This is a genomic window from Bacillus haynesii (genome assembly GCF_001969855.1).
Lineage (GTDB): Bacteria > Bacillota > Bacilli > Bacillales > Bacillaceae > Bacillus > Bacillus haynesii.
The window spans coordinates 306925-326982 of sequence record NZ_MRBL01000003.1; the positions used below are offsets into that span (position 1 = coordinate 306925).

Annotated in this window: 21 protein-coding genes and 1 pseudogene; 18 read left to right on the top strand and 4 right to left on the bottom strand. The window is 47.4% G+C overall.

Annotation, left to right across the window (positions count from 1 at the left end):
• Nucleotides 1–85 precede the first annotated feature (85 nt).
• From BTA31_RS03595 to BTA31_RS03630, 8 genes are all read left to right on the top strand, one after another.
• Nucleotides 86–619: a hypothetical protein gene (locus BTA31_RS03595; RefSeq protein ID WP_076788915.1), complete on the top strand. Its 534-nt coding sequence runs from the start codon at nt 86–88 to the stop codon at nt 617–619.
• A 131-nt stretch (nt 620–750) separates the two neighbouring features.
• Nucleotides 751–1602, top strand: a complete 852-nt coding sequence (locus BTA31_RS03600; RefSeq protein ID WP_043927126.1) for a DUF72 domain-containing protein — start codon at nt 751–753, stop codon at nt 1600–1602.
• A 17-nt stretch (nt 1603–1619) separates the two neighbouring features.
• On the top strand, nt 1620–2441 hold the full coding sequence (locus BTA31_RS03605; RefSeq protein WP_076788916.1) for a sulfite exporter TauE/SafE family protein: 822 nt from the start codon (nt 1620–1622) through the stop codon (nt 2439–2441).
• Nucleotides 2442–2460: 19 nt separating this feature from the next.
• Nucleotides 2461–3816, top strand: a complete 1356-nt coding sequence (locus BTA31_RS03610; RefSeq protein WP_076788917.1) for a bifunctional metallophosphatase/5'-nucleotidase — start codon at nt 2461–2463, stop codon at nt 3814–3816.
• A 78-nt stretch (nt 3817–3894) separates the two neighbouring features.
• Nucleotides 3895–4200, top strand: coding sequence for a YunC family protein (locus BTA31_RS03615; protein WP_076788918.1), 306 nt, complete (start codon nt 3895–3897; stop codon nt 4198–4200).
• Nucleotides 4201–4267: 67 nt separating this feature from the next.
• Nucleotides 4268–5041, top strand: a complete 774-nt coding sequence (gene yunB / locus BTA31_RS03620; RefSeq protein ID WP_076788919.1) for a sporulation protein YunB — start codon at nt 4268–4270, stop codon at nt 5039–5041.
• A gap of 186 nt (nt 5042–5227) precedes the next feature.
• Entirely contained in the window at nt 5228–6757 is a 1530-nt protein-coding gene (locus BTA31_RS03625) for a sodium-dependent transporter (protein ID WP_076788920.1), read from the top strand.
• The gene (locus tag BTA31_RS03630) at nt 6754–6867 is read left to right on the top strand and encodes a methionine/alanine import family NSS transporter small subunit (RefSeq protein ID WP_003184985.1); all 114 of its coding nucleotides are present in this window, start codon (nt 6754–6756) and stop codon (nt 6865–6867) included. Before BTA31_RS03625 ends, BTA31_RS03630 begins: the two co-directional genes overlap by 4 nt.
• A 47-nt stretch (nt 6868–6914) precedes the next feature.
• Here the strand turns inward: BTA31_RS03630 and BTA31_RS03635 are convergent, their stop codons facing one another.
• Complete coding sequence (locus tag BTA31_RS03635; protein ID WP_043927120.1) at nt 6915–7895, bottom strand: M23 family metallopeptidase; 981 nt, start codon at nt 7893–7895, stop codon at nt 6915–6917.
• 236 nt (nt 7896–8131) lie between these two features.
• Between BTA31_RS03635 and lipA the strand changes: the two genes are divergently transcribed.
• Nucleotides 8132–9043 (top strand): lipoyl synthase, encoded by a 912-nt coding sequence (lipA, locus tag BTA31_RS03640; RefSeq protein ID WP_255204478.1) that lies wholly within the window; start codon nt 8132–8134, stop codon nt 9041–9043.
• A 53-nt stretch (nt 9044–9096) separates the two neighbouring features.
• Here lipA and BTA31_RS03645 read toward each other — a convergent pair whose 3' ends face one another.
• A complete protein-coding gene (locus BTA31_RS03645) occupies nt 9097–9714 on the bottom strand; it encodes a YhcN/YlaJ family sporulation lipoprotein (RefSeq protein WP_020452845.1) in 618 nt (205 codons plus the stop codon).
• A 103-nt stretch (nt 9715–9817) separates the two neighbouring features.
• Between BTA31_RS03645 and BTA31_RS03650 the strand changes: the two genes are divergently transcribed.
• From BTA31_RS03650 to BTA31_RS03660, 3 genes are read left to right on the top strand one after another with little or no spacing between them, the layout of a single operon-like run.
• Entirely contained in the window at nt 9818–10093 is a 276-nt protein-coding gene (locus BTA31_RS03650; RefSeq protein ID WP_003184977.1) for a YutD family protein, read from the top strand.
• A gap of 27 nt (nt 10094–10120) precedes the next feature.
• Nucleotides 10121–10561: a DUF86 domain-containing protein gene (locus BTA31_RS03655; protein ID WP_076789024.1), complete on the top strand. Its 441-nt coding sequence runs from the start codon at nt 10121–10123 to the stop codon at nt 10559–10561.
• A gap of 19 nt (nt 10562–10580) precedes the next feature.
• Nucleotides 10581–11351: a TIGR01457 family HAD-type hydrolase gene (locus BTA31_RS03660; protein WP_043927115.1), complete on the top strand. Its 771-nt coding sequence runs from the start codon at nt 10581–10583 to the stop codon at nt 11349–11351.
• Between the two features lie 44 nt (nt 11352–11395).
• On the opposite strand, the gene BTA31_RS03665 is transcribed toward BTA31_RS03660, so the two are convergent.
• The gene (locus BTA31_RS03665) at nt 11396–11896 is read right to left on the bottom strand and encodes a phosphatidylglycerophosphatase A family protein (RefSeq protein WP_003184971.1); all 501 of its coding nucleotides are present in this window, start codon (nt 11894–11896) and stop codon (nt 11396–11398) included.
• 144 nt (nt 11897–12040) lie between these two features.
• On the opposite strand from BTA31_RS03665, the gene yutH reads away from it, so the two are divergent.
• The 6 genes from yutH to BTA31_RS03695 all read left to right on the top strand — a co-directional run bounded on the left by yutH (nt 12041) and on the right by BTA31_RS03695 (nt 19685).
• The gene (gene yutH, locus BTA31_RS03670) at nt 12041–13051 is read left to right on the top strand and encodes a spore coat putative kinase YutH (RefSeq protein ID WP_076788922.1); all 1011 of its coding nucleotides are present in this window, start codon (nt 12041–12043) and stop codon (nt 13049–13051) included.
• A gap of 91 nt (nt 13052–13142) precedes the next feature.
• Nucleotides 13143–14105 (top strand): 2-hydroxyacid dehydrogenase, encoded by a 963-nt coding sequence (locus tag BTA31_RS03675; RefSeq protein ID WP_076788923.1) that lies wholly within the window; start codon nt 13143–13145, stop codon nt 14103–14105.
• Between the two features lie 234 nt (nt 14106–14339).
• Entirely contained in the window at nt 14340–15641 is a 1302-nt protein-coding gene (locus BTA31_RS03680; RefSeq protein ID WP_043928603.1) for a homoserine dehydrogenase, read from the top strand.
• Nucleotides 15641–16699: a threonine synthase gene (thrC, locus tag BTA31_RS03685; RefSeq protein WP_076788924.1), complete on the top strand. Its 1059-nt coding sequence runs from the start codon at nt 15641–15643 to the stop codon at nt 16697–16699. Before BTA31_RS03680 ends, thrC begins: the two co-directional genes overlap by 1 nt.
• A complete protein-coding gene (gene thrB, locus BTA31_RS03690) occupies nt 16696–17616 on the top strand; it encodes a homoserine kinase (RefSeq protein WP_076788925.1) in 921 nt (306 codons plus the stop codon). Before thrC ends, thrB begins: the two co-directional genes overlap by 4 nt.
• A gap of 107 nt (nt 17617–17723) precedes the next feature.
• The gene (locus BTA31_RS03695) at nt 17724–19685 is read left to right on the top strand and encodes a S9 family peptidase (RefSeq protein ID WP_076788926.1); all 1962 of its coding nucleotides are present in this window, start codon (nt 17724–17726) and stop codon (nt 19683–19685) included.
• 40 nt (nt 19686–19725) lie between these two features.
• Here the strand turns inward: BTA31_RS03695 and BTA31_RS03700 are convergent.
• Nucleotides 19726–20024 (bottom strand): annotated as a pseudogene (locus BTA31_RS03700) (NifU family protein).
• Between the last annotated feature and the right edge of the window lie 34 nt (nt 20025–20058).

Sequence of the window (20058 nt, forward strand, 5' to 3'; positions counted from 1 at the left end):
ACATTATAACACGGGTGTATTATTTAATACATCTGTGTTATAATTTTTTAATACAAATGTGTTAAAAAAGAGAGGCGGATAAAAGGTGATTGGTTTATTGATTATAGCTTGTGAAATCGGTTTTTGGATTTTTATTCTGCTTGGACTTATTTTTCGCTATATGGCAGGCTGGAAAAAGGCTGGTTTGATCATGTTTGCATGCACACCGGTTTTGGATTTGCTGCTTTTGGCTGCAACGGCGCTTGATCTGCACAATGGGGCGCAAGCGGATGTTTTGCACGGCATCGCCGCCGTTTATATCGGCGTCAGCATCGCGTTTGGGAGCCGCATGATCAAGTGGGCGGATGAAAGGTTTGCCTATCGCTTTGCCGGCGGTCCGAAGCCTGACAAAGGCCCGCAGTACGGCAGGGAACACGCCAAAAAAGAGCGTGAAGGCTGGTTTCGCCATTTCATCGCATGGCTGATCGGAGCGGCGCTGTTGGCCGGGATGCACCTGTTCATCGGCGACCCGGATAGAACCGAGCCGTTAATCCGCATCGCTTCTTTATGGTCGATCATCCTTGTCATCGATTTTCTGTACAGTTTCAGCTTTACCCTTTTTCCGAAGAAAGCCCGTTAAAAGAAGCCGGATGTCCGGCTTCTTTTTCATGTTCAAGTATCCCGCCGCTGAAAAAGGAAATGCTACAAGCAGACCTGGATCAAGATTTTCGAAAAAAACCTGTGATAAACTAAAAGAAGAGGTGAACTGCATTGATTTATATTGGATTAACAGGATGGGGGGATCATGACAGCCTGTATCCGCCCAAGACAAGCAGTCAAAACAAGCTGATCCACTATTCGGCGCATTTTCCGATCGTCGAGCTTGATGCGAGCTTTTACGCGATACAGCCCGAGCGGAACAATGAAAAATGGGTAAAGGAGACGCCGGAAACCTTTCAGTTTATCATTAAGGCATATCAGGGAATGACAGGGCATCAGCGCGGGGAAATCCCCTTTGAAACGAAAGACGACATGTTTGCTGCTTTTAAGCTTTCGTTAACGCCATACATAAAAGCGGGTAAGCTGGCGATGGTCCTCTTTCAGTTTCCGCCATGGTTTGATTGCAAAAAAGAAAACGTCAATTATTTAAGATGGGTAAAAGAGAAAATGGGAGATATACCGTGTGCGCTTGAATTCAGGCATCGGTCATGGTTTATGCCCCAGTTTTACGACAAAACGCTCGCTTTTATGGAGGAACAGCAATGGATTCACAGCATTTGCGATGAACCCCAGGCGGGTGAAGGCAGCATACCGACGGTTCTTCATGCGACTGACAGCCGGAAAACGCTCGTCCGTTTTCACGGTCGCAACAAGGAAGGCTGGTTAAGGCCGTCTTCCGGTCAAAATTGGCGTGAGGTCAGATATTTGTATTTATATAATGAACAAGAATTAAAAGACTGGAAGAACAACCTTGAGCTGCTTGAACAGCAGTCCAAAAACGTTTACGTGCTGTTTAATAACAATTCAGGCGGTGATGCGGCTCAAAACGGGAAGCAAATGATGGAGCTGCTCGATATTGAATACAAAGGGCTTACGCCAAAGCAGCTCGATTTATTCAGCTAGAAAAGAGGACTTATTTTATGGAATATCTTATCTTGATCATACTTGGATTTATCGCAGGAACCATCGGCAGTCTTGTCGGGCTCGGCGGAGGGATCGTCATCGTTCCCTCGCTCCTTTTTCTGGCGGGGCTGCCGATGCTGTTTGACCATGTGACACCGCAAATGGCGGTCGGCACATCGCTCGTCGTCATCATATTCACAGGGCTTTCTTCAACGCTTGCGTATATGAAGTATAAAACCGTAGATTATAAAAGCGGCCTTATTTTTTTCATCGGCTCGGGGCCGGGAAGCATCGCCGGTGCCCATGTATCGACATACTTCAGCTCAGACTCGTTTTCTCTATGGTTCGGGATTTTTATGATTCTCATTTCCCTTTCTTTAATGATAAAGAAAAGGGTGAAACCTGCCGAGAAAAAGCATACGGGCGTGATCAGAACGTTCACAGGAGATGAAGGACAGGAATATACGTATTCATATCATCCTTTAGCCGGAATCGCGATCGCCTTTTTCGTCGGCTTTCTCGGCGGGCTTTTCGGCATCGGAGGCGGCTCGCTGATGGTGCCGGCGATGATTCTTCTGTTTTTATTTCCGACAAGGGTCGCCGTTGCGACATCGATGTTTATCATTTTCCTTTCATCTGTCGCGGGCTCTGCCGGCCATGTCATCGCGGGCCATGTCAATTGGCTTTATGCGCTCGCATTGATCCCGGGCGCCTGGTTTGGCGGACAGCTCGGCGCCTACATTAATAAAAAGATGCAGACAAAGACGGTCGTATTGATCATGAGGTTCGTATTGATCATCATCGGAATCAGATTAATCTATCAAGGCGTGTTTAGTTAAACGTTAGGGAGAGATTTGCATGACGGAAAAGCTCCATATTTACCATACGAACGATTTGCACAGCCATTTTGAAAACTGGCCGAAAATCGTCGATTATATTCAGACACAAAGACAAAAACATGAAGAGCAGGGTGAAGAAGTGCTTTTATTCGACCTCGGCGATCATGTCGACAGATTCCATCCGATATCTGAGGCTACATTCGGAAAAGCGAATGTGGAGCTGTTGAACCGTCTGCAGTATGATGCTGCAACGATCGGGAATAATGAAGGAATTACATTGCCGCATCAGGAGCTGGATACACTTTATGACAACGCTCAGTTTCCTGTCATTGTCTCCAATTTGTTTGACGGAGAAGGGAAAAGGCCCGGCTGGGCAGCGCCGTATTTGCTCAAAAAGATGAAGAGCGGCGCAACTCTTGCCATTCTCGGTGTGACAGTCCCGTACTATCCGATCTATCGACAGCTTGGCTGGACGGTTACAGACGCATTTGAAAGCATCGGCGAGATGCTCAGTGAAATCAAAGGAAAAGCCGATACTGTCATCCTTCTTTCACACCTTGGTATTTTGGATGATCAGCGCGTCGCGGAGGCTTTTCCCGAAATCGATCTGATCCTCGGCTCCCACACCCATCACCTGCTTGAAGAAGGGATGATGAAAGACGGCGTTATGCTGGCCTGCGCCGAAAAATACGGGAACTATGTCGGTCATGTTGAACTGACGTATAACGGAACGCTTGAGAACATCACAGCAACCGTGATGAAGACGGCAGAATGGAACGTAGAATCAGAGGAGACGATTCGTTTTCTGAAGGAAAAAGAGAAAGAAGCCGGACAGCTACTTGAAGAAGAAATTGCGACATTGGACAACACCCTTGAAACCGCCTGGTTCCGCAGAAGCGCCCTTCCGCAAATGCTGGCAGACGCCTTAAAGGAATGGTGTGAGGCAGAGATCGGGATGGTCAACTCAGGCATTGTACTGGAGTCTCTTTCACAAGGCCCGGTGACGAAAGCGGATGTTCACCGCATCTGTCCGCATCCGATTAATCCGGTCAAACTGAAGCTGACGGGACGTGAGCTGAAAGAGGTCATCTTCCATGCATCATCGGAAGAAACCGAGAAGCTGCGCATTAAAGGGCTCGGTTTTCGCGGTGAAGTGATGGGGAAAATGCTGTATGCCGGACTTGACCCGGAAAAGCTCTCCGTCAACGGAGCGGACATTGAAGATGATGCGTTCTACACGATCGCCACAATTGACATGTTTACACTCGGAACGCTGTTTCCGGCTATCCGCGATGCGGAAGATATCGACTACTTTATGCCTGAATTCCTGCGCGATCTGCTCGCCTGGAAGCTTAAAAAAGCAAACCGGTTTTAAACAGATACTTTAAGATTCGGGGCAAACCGGAACATGTCTCTCGCTTTATCATACATTAATGGTAAAGGAGGGATCGCGATGGTAAATTTAACTCCGATTATGATAGAAGATCAGCCGTTTACGGCTGTAACGGTCAAACTGCCGAAAACGAACTTTATGGCAGTAACCAATGACCATGGATATATTATGTGCGGAGCGCTTGACGTCGACCTGCTGAATGATAAATTAAAAGAACGGAAAATCATCGCCGCCAGAGCCGTCGGCGTGCGGACGATCGATCAGCTTCTCGAAGCCCCGCTCGAATCTGTAACCGATGCGGCCAGAGAGCTCGGCATCCATCCCGGAATGAGCGGAAAAGATGCCCTTTTAAAAATGGTGAAATAAAGTTGTCTGATTGAATCGTATATCCCCTCTTACAAGCATACACTTGTGATGTAAGGGGGGATTTTGCTTGCGAAGAATTCGCGGCCCTCTGTCAAAAAGAGGACCTTTGCCTTTTCGATATGTCATGCTGCTTTCGTTTGTATTTTTTATTTTTTCAACGGCCATCAGCCTGTTGATTATCAACTCATCCATCAAACCGACGCTTCTGAACATCGCTGAAATGGAAACGAACCGGATTGCGACGCACGTCATCCAAGAAGCTGTCGAGGATTATATGAACGAAGATGAAAATGTGCAAAACATGGTCGAAATGAAGACAAATGAAAACGGGAAAGTGACAACGATCAATTTCAATTCTCATGTTGTTCGCGATATGCAAACCAAGATTACGAAACGGCTGCATGAAAACTTGAAAGTAACGGAAACGGAAGAATTTAATTCTTCTGCGAAAACGCCGGAAGACCAGAGTGACGGCGTGATTTATCAAATTCCTCTCGGCCAGACAACGGGAAATTCCCTGCTTGGAAACCTCGGGCCGAAAATTCCGGTGCGCTTTAATGTTGTAGGAGATGTTTTTACAGATTTCAAGAAAAGCGTGGAGCCGTACGGAATTAATAATGCATTAATTAATATCGGGATTCTTGTCGAAGTCAAGGTCCGTGTCGTCATACCGTTTGCGACAAAAACGGCGGTTGTCAAAAATACGATTCCGGCAACGATTCAAGCCGTGCACGGGGAAGTACCCGACTTCTACAGCGGCAGCGGCAGCCAGACGGCGCCATCGATTCAAATCCCTTCAAAGGATGAAAAAACAGAGCAAAAAAAGGAACAAAATGAGTAATGATTTCCAGGGCGTTCTGCAAACATCAGGCAGAATGCTTTTTTTCATGGCCTAGAAACGGCATCCGTCTATTTTCTTAAAAAATACTTTGACTTAGGTAAAAAGACTGTATATACTATTCAATAATAATAATTGTTAGAAAATTCACTGTTTTCAGATGTTTCAAAAAGGTAAAGGAGGAAGCTTATGGATAATCGTCCGCAATGGGGAACAAGAGCGGGTTTTATTTTAGCAGCTGTCGGTTCTGCGATCGGTTTGGGGAATATTTGGAGGTTCCCGGCTGTAGCTTATGAAAACGGAGGAGGCGCGTTCTTTCTGCCATATTTGTTCGCGCTCTTGACAGCAGGAATTCCTCTTCTCATCATGGAATTTACAATCGGTCATAAATACAGAGGCTCAGCCCCGCTGTCCTATGCCCGGATGGGGAAAGGGAAGGAATGGATCGGCTGGTGGCAGGTCGCCATCTCATTTGTCATCTCGACGTATTATGCCGTTATCGTGGCATGGGCCATTTCTTACACTGTCTTTTCGTTCAATTTAGGCTGGGGAAAAAATACAGAAAATTTCTTAATGAATCAATATTTAAACAGAGTTGATATTGGAGGAGGAGCCATCGGCCAATTCGGCGGCTTCGTGCCCGGCGTCCTGATTCCGCTCGCGATTGTCTGGATTGTTTCCTTGGGCATTTTATTTGCCGGAGTCAAAAAAGGAATCGAAATTGCAAACCGCATTTTCATTCCGCTGCTTTTGGTGTTATTTTTAATCATCGTTATTTATTCGATTACACTTGATGGGGCTGCCCAAGGGCTGAATGCGTTTTTCACGCCTGATTGGAGCCAGATTACAAACGGAAAAGTTTGGGTTGCGGCATACGGTCAAATTTTCTTCAGTCTGTCGATTGCGTTTGCTATCATGATTACGTATTCCAGCTATTTGCCGAAAAAATCCGATATTACAAACAATGCGTTTATCACCGGCTTCGGGAACTCGTCTTTCGAACTGCTGGCCGGGATCGGGGTATTCAGTGCGCTGGGCTTTATGGCGGCGCAGCAAGGCGTTCCAGTCAAAGAGGTGGTCTCTTCCGGAATCGGTTTGGCGTTCGTCGTCTTTCCGCAGATCATCAATGAGTTTCCAGCGTTTAATGCGCTCTTCGGATTTTTATTCTTTGGCTCGCTTGTCTTGGCGGGTCTGTCGTCTCTCATTTCTATCTCTGAAACATATGTTGCCGCGATTCAGGATAAATTCAACGTTCCGCGGCGGAAAGCCGTCCTGTTCGGCGGAGGGGCTGCTGCATTGTGTTCGCTCGTATTTGCGACGAAAGGCGGGCTGTTCTTCCTCGATGCGGCCGATTACTTTATCAACAATTTCGGAGTGGCGCTTGCCGGATTGATCGAAGTCGTTGCGATTGCATGGTTTGCGAAAGAGCTGAAAGCTCTGCAGGCTCACGCCAATTCGGTTTCCGACATTCAGCTTGGCGCCTGGTGGAGAATCTGCCTGAGCGTCGTCACGCCGCTTGTTCTGGGGTATATGATGTTTGATAATATCAAGACGAATATCACAACAGCCTATGGCGATCTGCCGGTTGAATTTCTCCTGAAATGGGGATGGTGCGTCGCTATTGGAGCGATCGCAGCCGGATTTATCCTTTCGCTTTCAAAATGGAAGAACGGGCTGACATATACACCATTTCAACATGACAAGGAGGTTTCCTCATGAACGGCGCATCTATAGCAATGATGGTGATCGGCATCGTCATTATTTGGGGAGGATTGGCCGCAAGCATCATCAATGCGGTTGTGAAAAGCAAGAAAAGCCAGGCCGGTTAACCTCTGAAAAAAAAGACATCCCTATTCTTTTAAAATAGGGATGTCTTTTATTTTTTCTTTCGAAGTTCCTTCCGTTCCCATACCCTTAAATGAGGATAAGGGTCAAAAGACCACTCTGTTCTTCCGTTGTCTTTATACATGCCGTAGTGAAGGTGGGGCGGGAATTTTCCCGATGTTCCCGGCGGCCCGTATCCAGTCGCTCCAACCGAGCCGATCACCTGGCCGGGCTCGACGATTTCTCCCACTTTCAAGCCTTTTGTGAATCCGTTCAAATGGGCGAAATAATGGTACGTATTGTTGATGTCTCTGATTCCGATCCGCCATCCGCCGAAACGGTTCCACCCTTTCATTTCAACAATACCGTAGCATGTCGACCGGACGGGGAGGCCGTAATGGGCGAACAAATCCGTCCCTTCGTGAATGCGCCTGCCCCCGAATCCGCGGGCATCTCCCCATGTGCTTCTATAGCTGTAATCTGATCTTACGGGAAGAGGAAAGGCGTGCTTGCCCAAATCAATATGGCCGTATTTTTGAAAAAGCCTGATAAAACCTGATATGATGCCGACCGTCTGATCCCTTTCGTAAAACTCCCACAGGCCGATGCGGATATTTTCAATGTCTCTTCCGTATGTCAACAAGTATTGTCCAAACGTATAAAGGACGTCTTCATCCTGATCCGGTTCTGCGAGTCCGTCTCCGTTTCCGTCCATTCCAATTCCGTCAAAAACCTTGATGCTGAGCGGAGATGTATCTTTCGGATTGGGGTTTTCAGGTCCGCTCCACACGCTTTGCGGAATATATATCCCGGTGTGCCCTTTTTGCTTCGGCAAGTCCTTGCGGTTTTTGCGGATATTGATTTCGTATTGGTCGACAGCCGCGAAAATATACCAAGGAATATGGGTTGCAGCTTCTGTTTTATGATATAGGGCCATTCTCTTTTGCAGATCGGGCTCTTTTTTCTCCTTTGCAAGAGCGCACGGCTGCGATATGAGCAAAAGGAGGATGAGAACGGATAATACAGCTTTCACAGTGTCCTTAGCTCCTTTCAGTTTGAATACGGTTAGTTTGTGACATCTGCAGAAATCGATAATAAGAAAATGTTAGAAATTCCATCTTGTCTAATCATGCTCTTGTTCACAAATCTGTACTATGTTAAAGTGACTAAAGATGAAGATTTAGATTTTTTATTTAAGCGGTTCCAAAGTAGGGGGACACATCCGGCGCTATGTCACAAATTTCGTATTGAACATGACTACAATCCACAATGGAGATGATGGAATTGGCAAAGAAAGACGAGCACCTAAGAAAGCCCGACTGGCTTAAAATCAAGCTGAACACGAATGAAAACTATACGGGCTTAAAAAAATTAATGCGGGAAAACAACCTCCATACGGTCTGCGAAGAGGCGAAATGTCCGAACATCCACGAGTGCTGGGCAGTCAGACGTACCGCGACCTTTATGATTCTCGGATCTGTCTGTACGAGAGCCTGCCGCTTCTGTGCGGTGAAGACGGGGCTGCCGACAGAACTTGACTTGAATGAGCCGGAAAGAGTCGCAGATTCTGTGAGCATCATGAACCTGAAACACGCGGTCATTACAGCCGTTGCCCGTGACGATTTAAAAGACGGAGGAGCGGGGGTATTCGCTGAAACCGTACGCGCCGTCCGGAGAAAAAGCCCATTTACAACAATCGAAGTTCTCCCGTCTGACATGGGCGGAGACTATAATAATTTGAAAACGCTGATGGATACGCGTCCGGACATTTTAAACCATAATATTGAAACGGTCCGCCGTCTGACGCCGAGAGTCCGTGCGAGAGCTACATACGAAAGATCATTGGAATTTTTGCGCCGTGCCAAAGAGATGCAGCCGGACATCCCGACGAAATCCAGCATCATGATCGGCCTCGGCGAAACAAAAGAAGAAATCATCGAAACAATGGACGACCTTCTTGCGAACAACGTCGACATCATGGCAATCGGCCAGTATCTGCAGCCGTCCAAAAAACATATTAAAGTACAGAAATATTACCATCCTGACGAGTTTGCCGAGCTGAAAGAAATCGCCATGGAAAAAGGCTTCAGCCACTGTGAAGCAGGGCCGCTCGTCCGCTCTTCATACCATGCCGATGAACAGGTGAATGAAGCGTCTAAAAAACGCCAGGCGCAGGCATAACATTGGATGAAAAAACGCCAGCTATTTGCGCTGGCGTTTTTCTTATTTTCAGGTCAGGATTCGGTCGCTTTTCCTTTTCCGTCAAGGCCGTTTTCATCTGTACCTGTCGTTGTTTTGCCTTGCGGCGATTTTTGCATTTCCTTAATCGTATCGGCCATCAGCTGATCAACGTTTCTTGAATTGGCTCCAAGCCGGCTGAAGTTGGCGACGGATTGCATCATGTCCGGGTCATCGGAAATATAGATGTGGTAATATCTAGGAATGACGGATGCCGCCGTCTTTTTGACTTGGTCAGCCGTCTGTTCGCGCTGCCCGGAGTCCGTTTTGTACACGACAAGCGCTTCTTCGTCTGTCACAAGTGCTGAGGCATCTTGAATATTGGGAAGCTGAACCGTTAAACTAGATATAATATGCGCCATTTCTTCCCGATCGATTTGAGGCGCCTGCATTTCTTCCTTGTTTGCGACTGGAGTTGCCTGATGGCGCGCATATCCGAATCTGCCTTTCCGGTTGTCATTTCTGAACTTTTCATGATATTGAGGGTTCTTGTCTGCAACGTGAACGGTATTTCCGTCTTCGTCATATATATTGTGTTCGGTGTCGTTTAAGGCCGTCTGGCATCCTGCTAAAGGCACCGCGAGCAGCCCGGCTAAAAGAATTTTTTTATTCATTTTGCTTTTCCTCCTCATTTATAGCTTTTCCAACGGGGAGGATTTATTCTTAGCAATTGATGGCGGCCCGGGTTTGAATTATCATATAAAAGAGGTGAAAAGAATGATTGTCGTTCAGAACGCTGCATTTGAAGTCGTCAAAGATGTGAAAAACGGTTTTAACGAAGAAGCGTTTAAAGCCAGGTACTCCGACATTTTAAATAAATATGACTACATCGTCGGGGATTGGGGATACAGCCAGCTGAGGCTGAAAGGCTTTTTTGACGATCAAAATCAAAAGGCCACATTTGATACGAAGATCAGCACGCTTGATGAATATATTTACGAGTACTGCAATTTCGGATGTGCCTACTTTGTTTTAAAACGTCTGCGAAAATAAGCGATCATAAAAGGGGATGCTCTGATGATGTATTTTGTCGATCGACACAAAATCGAAAACACGCTGAACTTCCTGGAAGAGGAGCTGCGGCTTTATCAAACGCAGGAGGAATGGACTTCCGACGTCGAAAAAAAAGCGCTCGAACGAATCGGCCACACGCTGATCGAATGTATATTGGATATAGGGAACGATATGATTGACGGCTTTATTATGAGAGATCCTGGAAGCTATGACGACATTATGGATATACTGACCGATGAAAAGGTTGTCAGCCAAGCGGAAGGCGACAGTCTGAAACATTTGATCGCCTATCGGAAGACATTGGTTCAAGACTACCTGAATGTCAACCATGAAGAATTGGACGAGCTGATCAGCAGGCATGCGGAAACGCTTGAGAAATTTCCGGCGCGGATCCGCGATTATTTAAACCATGAACTCGGTCCGGTATCCGCATTCAAACCGCACTAAACGAACTGGAGTGTACAACATGAAAACATACAAAGGATACTTAATTGATCTGGATGGAACAATGTACAAAGGGACGGAAAAAATCGAAGAAGCATGCGAATTCGTAAGGAAGCTGAAAGACCGGAACATTCCGTACCTGTTTGTCACGAACAATTCCTCGCGTACGCCGAAGCAAGTGGCGGACAAGCTTGTTTCATTTGATATTCCGGCCGAAGAGAGCCAGGTATTCACAACCAGCATGGCGACCGCCAATTTTATCGCCGAACAAAAACCAGATGCTTCCGTATATGTGATCGGTGAAGAAGGCATCCGTCAGGCCATTGAGGAAAAAGGACTGGCATTCGGCGGAGAAGACGCCGACTTCGTCGTCGTCGGCATCGACCGCGGCATTACATACGAAAAGCTAGCCGTCGGTTGCCTTGCCATCCGCAACGGCGCTACATTCATCTCGACTAACGGCGATATCGCCATTCCTACAGAAAGAGGACTATTGCCGGGCAATGGTTCTCTTACATCAGTATTAACCGTTTCTACGCAGACAGAGCCAATTTTTATCGGCAAGCCGGAGCCGATCATCATGGAGCAGGCGATGAAGGTGCTCGGTACAGATATCAGTGAAACGCTGATGGTCGGTGACAATTATGATACGGATATTATGGCGGGAATGAATTCCGGGATGGACACGCTTCTCGTTCATACGGGCGTGACCAAAAAAGAACACCTTGAAGCCTATCAGGAAAAGCCGACATATGTCATTGATTCACTGACAGACTGGATGGATCGCATTTAACGCAAAAAACACTTGTCTTTTAAAGACAAGTGTTTTTTAATGGCTTATTCCGCATCTTTTGCTCGATGCGCCAGTCTGCTCGATGCGGCTGCCGCAATCGCTCCGACGATATCATCCAAAAATGTGTGGCATTCGCCTGTTGATTTATCGTTTAAACGTGCGAGCACCCCCGGTTTGATTTTATCGATATATCCATAGTTTGTATAACCAATTGATCCATACAAATTCACAATGGAGAAGGATAAAATTTCATCGACGCCGTACAGGCTTTCATCTGTCTCGATTAAGGTTTGGAGCGGTTCCATGAGCTTTCTTTGCTCGCCCAGCATATCCAATTGAATCCCTGTAATCACGGCGTTTTGAACTTCGCGTTTTTTCATGACCCGGTTGACATTCTCTTCACATTCTTCTTTTGTTAAGTTTGGATGATATTTCTTCTGCAGTACGTAGACAAGATCGGCAATTTCTGAAATCTTGACGCCCCGTTTCTCAAGCCATTCTTTTGCTGCTGTTTCGATTTGATGCATGCTGTTGTTTTCCGGCATCATTTTCACCCAATCTTTTTTTACTTAGTGTATACAAACAACCTTAAAAATGTAACGATTTTAGAACTCTTTTTCCAGATCGATTCATAATCGAATCCCTTCATGATTACGATGTGTAGAAGGAGAAAAATTTTTCAGGAAGTGATGTCCGTGAAGGAGCTGATCAAAGAAAAATTCGGAATCTACATTCGCGATCTTACATCGTACTTGTCTTATCAGGCTTTTCATACCCCGAATTCGATGTTTTTGATCGTCCCGGTTTCCCACTTGAGTCAGGATGAGCTAGGGGAATTGTTTAGTATGAGTCAGTATTTGCAAGAACAGCGCGACCCATACATTTCATCTTTTATATTGACAAAGGACGGGGAGATGACGTTTGAGGAGAATGGCGTCTCATATGTGCTTCTTCAATCTGCTCCCCGCATGACAAACAGGTCCGTTTCATTTGGGGCGGAGCTGGCCGAATTTCATCATAAGGGAAGAGGATATCCTTACGAGGTGAAAGAAACCTCGCGGATCGGGCAGTGGAAAGAACTGTGGGGGAAACGGCTCGACCAACTGGAACAATTCTGGATTCAAAAAACGCAGGCAAGACAGCTGCAGCCTTTTGAAAAACAATTTATCGAATCGTTTCCTTATTATCTCGGTTTAACCGAAAATGCGATTCAATATTTGGCCGATACCGAATTGGATGATCAGCCGCAGGCCGCTGACACCGGAACGATTTGCCAGCAGCGGCTCACCTGTGAGGCTTTAAGGCGCGAGCCGCTTATTAAAATCCCGATGGAATGGGTGTTTGATCATGCGGCAAGGGATCTTGCGGAATATGCCAGAAGCTTGTTTCACGAAAGGAAAAACTTTAATGAAATTGCGTTGTTTCTTCAGCAATACGAACAAGCCGCACCGCTTTCTTCATTTTCTAAGCGGCTGATGTACAGCAGGCTGCTGTTTCCGCTCCACTATTTTGAGACGGTTGAAGGGTACTATATTTCTCCTGAATCAGAGCACCATTATTTTGAAAGCAGACTCGACCATTTATTGTCTCAGGCGCCGGCATATGAGCAATTCCTGAACGGCTTTCAAGAAATGGCGGGCATGAGAGCCGCAGGATTTATGAGCATGCCGCCTGTCAATTGGCTGAAAAGGACACCATAGGCGCCGCGGTGTTCTTTTCTTCATGTTAACATTTCCGGATTTTTTCGATATGCTTAGATTGGAAGCTACTCTTAGAAAGGAACGAGGCAGCATGGACAAACCGTTTGTATATGTGACGAGAAAATTACCTGAAGAACAGCTTTCTGCGTTAAAAGAAGAGGCCCATATTGAGATGTGGGAAAAGGAAGAAGAACCGTGCCCGCGCGCCATCCTGACGGAAAAAGCAAAAAAGGCGCACGGACTGTTGACGATGCTTTCCGACACGGTTGATGAGGAGCTTTTAAAAGGCGCGCCGCATTTAAAAGTGGTGGCCAACTTGGCAGTAGGCTATGACAACATCGATGTGGAGGCTGCGAAAAAGCACCGCGTCATCTGCTGCAACACACCCGGCGTGCTGACAGAGTCAACGGCAGATTTGACGTTTGCTCTGCTGATGGCATCCGCCCGCAGAATCGTCGAAGCCAGCGACTGGATTAGACAGGGAAAGTGGACGGGCTGGGGGCCGCTGCTTTTGGCCGGTGCGGATGTCCATCATAAAACGATCGGCATCGTCGGGATGGGGAGCATCGGACAAGCCGTCGCCCGGCGGGCGAAAGGCTTTGGCATGAAGATTTTATATCATAACCGCACCCGCAATCCCGAGGCGGAAGCCGAATTGGGCGCATCCTATCTGTCCTTTGGCGAACTGCTTGAACAGGCGGATTTTGTTGTCTGCCTGACGCCTCTGACTGGTGAAACGAAGCATTTATTTAACCGCAGCGCTTTTAAAAAGATGAAGCGCTCCGCTATTTTTATCAACGTCTCAAGAGGACAGGTTGTCAATGAAGCCGATTTATATGAAGCGCTAGTCGAAAAAGATATTGCCGGCGCAGGACTCGACGTCTTTGCGGAAGAACCTGTGCAACAGAATCATCCGCTCGCCAGTCTGCCGCAAGTGACCGCGCTGCCTCACATCGGAAGCGCCACTGTCGAAACGAGAGAAGCCATGATGAGGCTTTGTGCGGAAAACATTGCGCTTGTTCTGGGAGGGAAGCCGGCAAAGACCGGGATTTGACATTTCTTCCGGCCGGCCTGAGAGGGTCGGAAGATTTTCTTACAAAAATATTTCTGAATATATAGAATCTTATTATATCAATGACTAAAGCGTTTTCATGATTTGTTTTTCAGCAAATGTCACCTTGTCAAAAAAAGAATCCCCCATTATAATGTTTGTAACTTAAATGTCTGCGTTGTGTTTACAAATGTCCTTTCAGAGAGGACGGACAAGAGAGAGAAAGGTGGAATTTCATTGAAGGCGATACGAGTGGGGCTGCTAGGATTAGGAACAGTCGGGAGCGGTGTGGTGAAGATTATTCAGGATCACCAGGATAAGCTGACACACCAAGTCGGATGCCCGGTTACGATTCAAAAAGTTCTTGTTAAAGATAAAGATAAGAAGAGGGATGTCGAGCTTTCCAAAGACGTTCTGACGACAGAAGCTTATGATGTCATTCAAGATCCAGAAGTAGATGTCATCATCGAGGTCATCGGGGGGATCGAGGAGACGAGACGCTATTTGCTTGATGCGCTTCAGGCGAAAAAACACGTCGTGACAGCGAATAAAGATTTGATCGCCCTCTATGGATCGGAACTGACGGCTGCCGCGAAAGAAAACGGCTGCGACCTTTATTTTGAAGCGAGCGTCGCCGGCGGGATTCCGATTTTGCGAAGCCTTGAAGACGGGCTGGCTTCAGACCGGATTACGAAGATGATGGGAATCGTCAATGGAACGACCAACTTCATTTTAACGAAGATGAACAAAGAAAACGCGCCTTATGCTGAGGTGCTGAAAGAAGCGCAGGAGCTCGGCTTTGCCGAAGCGGACCCGACAGCTGATGTTGAAGGTCTTGATGCTGCGAGAAAAATGGCGATTTTAGCCAGGCTCGGTTTCTCAATGAATGTCGATCTTGCCGATGTCAAAGTAAAAGGCATTTCCCAGGTGTCTGATGAAGACATCAATTTCAGCAAACGGCTAGGCTATACGATGAAGCTGATCGGCATCGCCCAGCGCGACGGACAAAAAGTCGAAGTGAGCGTCCAGCCGACATTGCTGCCGGAGCATCATCCGCTGTCTTCCGTCCATAATGAATTCAATGCGGTTTACGTATACGGTGAAGCCGTCGGGGAAACGATGTTTTACGGACCTGGCGCCGGAAGTATGCCGACTGCGACCGCCGTCGTGTCAGATTTGGTCTCTGTCATGAAAAACATGCGTCTCGGCGTAAACGGCAGCAGCTTTGTCGATCCGCAGTTTGAAAAGAAGATAAAGGCGCCGTCTGAAATCTTTGCCCAGCAGTTTTTAAGAATTCATGTCAAAGACCAGGTCGGTTCGTTTTCAAAAATCACTTCGATATTTTCAGAAAGAGGCGTCAGCTTTGAAAAAATCCTGCAGCTTCCGATTAAAGGCCATGATGACCTGGCTGAGATCGTCATTGTGACACATCATACGTCAGAAGAGGATTTTACGGACATTTTGCAAAAGCTGAACGATCTTGAGGTTGTTCATCAGGTGAAAAGCACTTATCGAGTAGAAGGGAACGGTTGGAGCTAATGTGGAAAGGACTCATCCATCAATATAAAGAATATTTGCCAGTAACCGACAAAACACCGGAATTGACGCTGAACGAAGGAAATACCCCGCTCATTTATCTGCAAAACCTTTCGAAAAAACTCGGAATTGAGCTTTATGTCAAAACGGAGGGTGTCAACCCTACAGGCTCCTTTAAAGACCGCGGGATGGTCATGGCGGTCGCCAAGGCGAAAGAAGAAGGCAATGACACGATTATGTGCGCTTCGACCGGCAATACGTCGGCCGCTGCTGCGGCTTATGCGGCCCGCGCCAACATGAAGTGCATTGTCATTATTCCAGACGGTAAAATCGCCTTCGGAAAATTGGCCCAAGCCGTCATGTACGGTGCCGAAATCATTGCGATCGACGGAAATTTCGATGATGCCCTGAAAATGGTCCGCAGCATTTGCGAGAAAGAGCCGATTGCGCTCGTCAACTCTGTGAATCCATACCGGATTGAAGGACAGAAAACCGCTTCCTTTGAAATTTGTGAACAGCTGGGCGAAGCGCCTGACATCCTTGCGATTCCTGTCGGGAATGCCGGTAATATTACGGCTTATTGGAAAGGCTTTAAAGAATATCATGAGAAAAACGGCACAGGCTTACCAGTGATGAGGGGTTTTCAGGCGGAAGGCGCGGCCCCGATTGTCAAAAACAAAGTAATTGAAAAGCCGGAAACCATAGCGACAGCGATCAGAATCGGAAATCCGGCAAGCTGGGATAAAGCGGTTAATGCTGCAAAAGAATCGAACGGAAAAATCGATGAAGTGTCAGACGAAGAGATACTGCACGCTTATCAGCTCCTGGCAAGAGAAGAAGGCGTATTTGCAGAACCGGGATCGTGCGCATCCATTGCCGGCGTGCTGAAACAGCTGCAAACGAAAAAGATTCAGCCGGGTGCGAAAGTTGTCGCCGTCTTAACCGGAAACGGCCTGAAAGATCCGAACACAGCCGTTGATGTGTCGCAGATCAAACCTGTCACACTGCCGACAGACGAAGAAGCTATTCTCGAACACTTAAAAGGAGCCGCTCGTGTATGACTGAGGCTGACATGCTGTTTTCCGTTACGGTTCCCGGAAGTACGGCCAATCTGGGCCCGGGCTTTGATTCAGTCGGCATGGCGCTATCCCGCTATTTAAGACTATCTGTTTTTCCTCATGATGAGTGGCGTTTTGAAGCTGAAACGGAAGTCGTAGCAGAAATACCTGAAGGAACGGACAATTTAATTTACCAGGTGGCCAAACGGACCGCCGCACACTTCGGAAAAGACCTTCCGCCAAGCCTTGTCAAAGTGTGGAGCGATATTCCGCTGGCACGCGGTCTCGGCAGCAGCGCAGCCGCAATTGCCGCTGCGATTGAGCTGGCGAACGAACTTGCCGATTTGAAGCTCTCAGACCGTGAGAAACTCCATTTTGCGAGCCTTGAAGAAGGCCATCCTGACAATGCCGGAGCATCGCTTTTCGGCGGGCTTGTCATCGGACTTCATGAAGAAGATGAAACAGAGATGGTTTCTATGAAAGACATCGATTTGGATGTCGTCGTCGTGATTCCTTTTTATGAAGTGCTGACAAAAGATGCGCGGGATGTTCTTCCCGAAAGCCTTTCTTATCCGAAAGCAGTGGAAGCAAGCGCGGTCAGCAATATGCTCGTCGCCGGACTGATGGCGAAAGATTGGAAGCTTGTCGGCCGCATGATGCAAAAAGACCTCTTTCACCAGCCTTACCGAAGGGCGCTCGTCCCTGAGCTTTCGAAAGTGGAGCATGAAGCAGGGCAAAACGGCGCGTTCGGGACGGCTTTAAGCGGAGCGGGGCCGACAATCCTTTCCTTTATTGAAAAAGGAAAGGGAGAGGCGCTGAGAGAGCAGCTTGCTTCCAAGTTTCCGCACTGTGAGGTTGAATGCCTTCATGTCCCGGATACAGGCATTATCGTTGAAAGAAAATCAGTAAACAGTGTTTAACGAAAAAAGAGCTTTTTCGGCTCTTTTTTTGTTTGCCTTCAAAACAAGGATTTTTATTTAGGAAGTCGAAGTAGTATGACAAACAGACATGAGGAGGAGAAACGAACATGAAGCAGCTGATAACCGAAAAAGACCTCATCAAGCTTGTATCCATTACCGATCCCCAGTACTCGCCTGACGGTGCCAAAATCGCCTACGTCCAAACAAAAGTAAACGAGAAACAGGACTCATATGATTCTCATATCATGATCTACGACCGAGAAAAACAAGCGTCAGTGCAATGGACGTTTGGAAAAGGAAGAAACCAGCATCCGCGCTGGTCGCCCGATGGCAAATACCTTGCATTTACGTCCAATCGCGAGGAAACCACACACATTTACGTGATAAGCGCCGCCGGGGGAGAAGCGAGAAAAGTGACCGATATTCCCTATGATGTATCACAGCCTGAATGGTCGCCTGACGGCAAGTCATTGCTTTGTTCGGTGAGGCTGACGAAAGAGGAAAGCGTCGACGATGAGAAGAAAACGGAGATTGAAGATCACGAACCGGTGGAAGTCGATTCTTTGTCATTTAAAGCAGACGGCCAAGGGTTTAAAAGGGGAAAGTATACGCAGCTTGTCCTCTTACAAGTGGAAACCGGGGAAATGAAACAGCTGACCGATCTTGAACGCGACCATTTCAGCCACGCATTTTCACCGTGCGGAGGCAGGATTGCATTTTGCGCCAATCAGACGGATATGCGTGTGAACGATGTCTACTTGATGAACCTTTCGACAGGTGATTTGAAGCGCCTCACAGGCCAAAACGGCATTTTTTCTTCACTAGCGTTTTCTCCTGACGGCAAACACCTTGCATTTATCGGAAACGAAAAGGAATTTCAAAACGCCACGCTTGATAAAGCATGGCTGTATGATATCGAAACAGGAAAACTAACGTGTCTGACGGAAATGCTCGACATCCATCTCGGCGATGCGGTGGCAGGAGACAGCCTTGTCGGAGGCGTTCTTCCGAAACCGGCCTGGACCAAAGACGGAAACGGCTTTTATGTCATCGGATCTGACCAAGGTTCGACAGGCATTTACTACATATCAATCGAAGGTCTTGCTTATCCGGTCCGGTTGGAAAAAGAACATCTGAATGGATTCAGCCTCCATCCGGATGAAAAAGGCTTTGCGGCATCCATCGCCCTGCCCGTCCGGCCGAGCGAACTTTACCATCTCCCATTGGGTGAAGAAAAAGCGGAGCGATTAACAGATGTCAACCAGGCGTTTACGGAAGAACATATCATATCGGAACCGGAGGAGCTTCAATTTCAGACAGCGGACGGTCTGACAATTCACGGGTGGCTGATCAAGCCCGCCCAATATGAGAAAGGAAACACGTATCCGCTCATTCTGGAAGTGCACGGCGGTCCTCACGCCATGTATGCAAATGCTTATTTTCACGAATTTCAAGTGCTGGCCGCAAAGGGAAGCGCCGTCGTATATGTCAATCCGCGGGGAAGCCACGGCTACGGACAGGATTTTGTCAACCGGGTGAGAGGCGACTACGGCGGGGGAGATTTTAAGGATGTTATGACTGCTGTTGACCACGTGCTTGAACAATATGATTTCATCGATCAAGAAAGGCTCGGAATCACAGGAGGAAGCTACGGCGGCTTTATGACAAACTGGGCTGTCGGCCACACGAAGCGCTTTAAGGCCGCGGTGACGCAGAGGTCCATTTCCAACTGGATCAGTTTTTACGGGGTAAGCGACATCGGCTATTTTTTCACAGACTGGCAGATCGGTGCGGACCTTTTTGAAAATCCCGGCAAACTGTGGGAGCATTCGCCGCTCAAATATGCGGACAAGGTGGAGACCCCTCTTCTCATCCTGCATGGCGAACGGGACGACAGGTGTCCGATCGAACAGGCGGAACAGCTGTTTACAGCGCTGAAAAAAATGGGGAAAGAAGTAAAACTCGTCAGATTCCCGAATGCGACACACGATTTATCAAGAAGCGGGCATCCGAAGCAGCGGATCAGGCGGCTTGAGTATATTGCAGGCTGGTTTGAAGCGTATTTATAAAAAAGAAAAGGCTGCCGTAATGTACGGCAGCCTTCTCAAATTAAAATACTTGCTCTACTTCAATGACGCCCGGAACTTCTTCTAAAAGGGCGCGCTCAATTCCAGCTTTAAGAGTGATGGTGGAACTTGGGCAGCTTCCGCATGCGCCGAGCAGGCGAAGCTTAACGATGCCGTCTTCAACATCGACGAGTTCACAGTCACCGCCGTCACGGAGTAAAAACGGACGAAGTTTGTCCAGCACTTCCTGTACTTGTTCTTTCATTTCGACCTCTGTCGTCATTCGTATCGCTCCTTTCAAATCATACAACCATTATATTCAGTCGAACAATAAAAAGCTATTGTTTGGTTTCAATCGATTTCCCACATATTATAT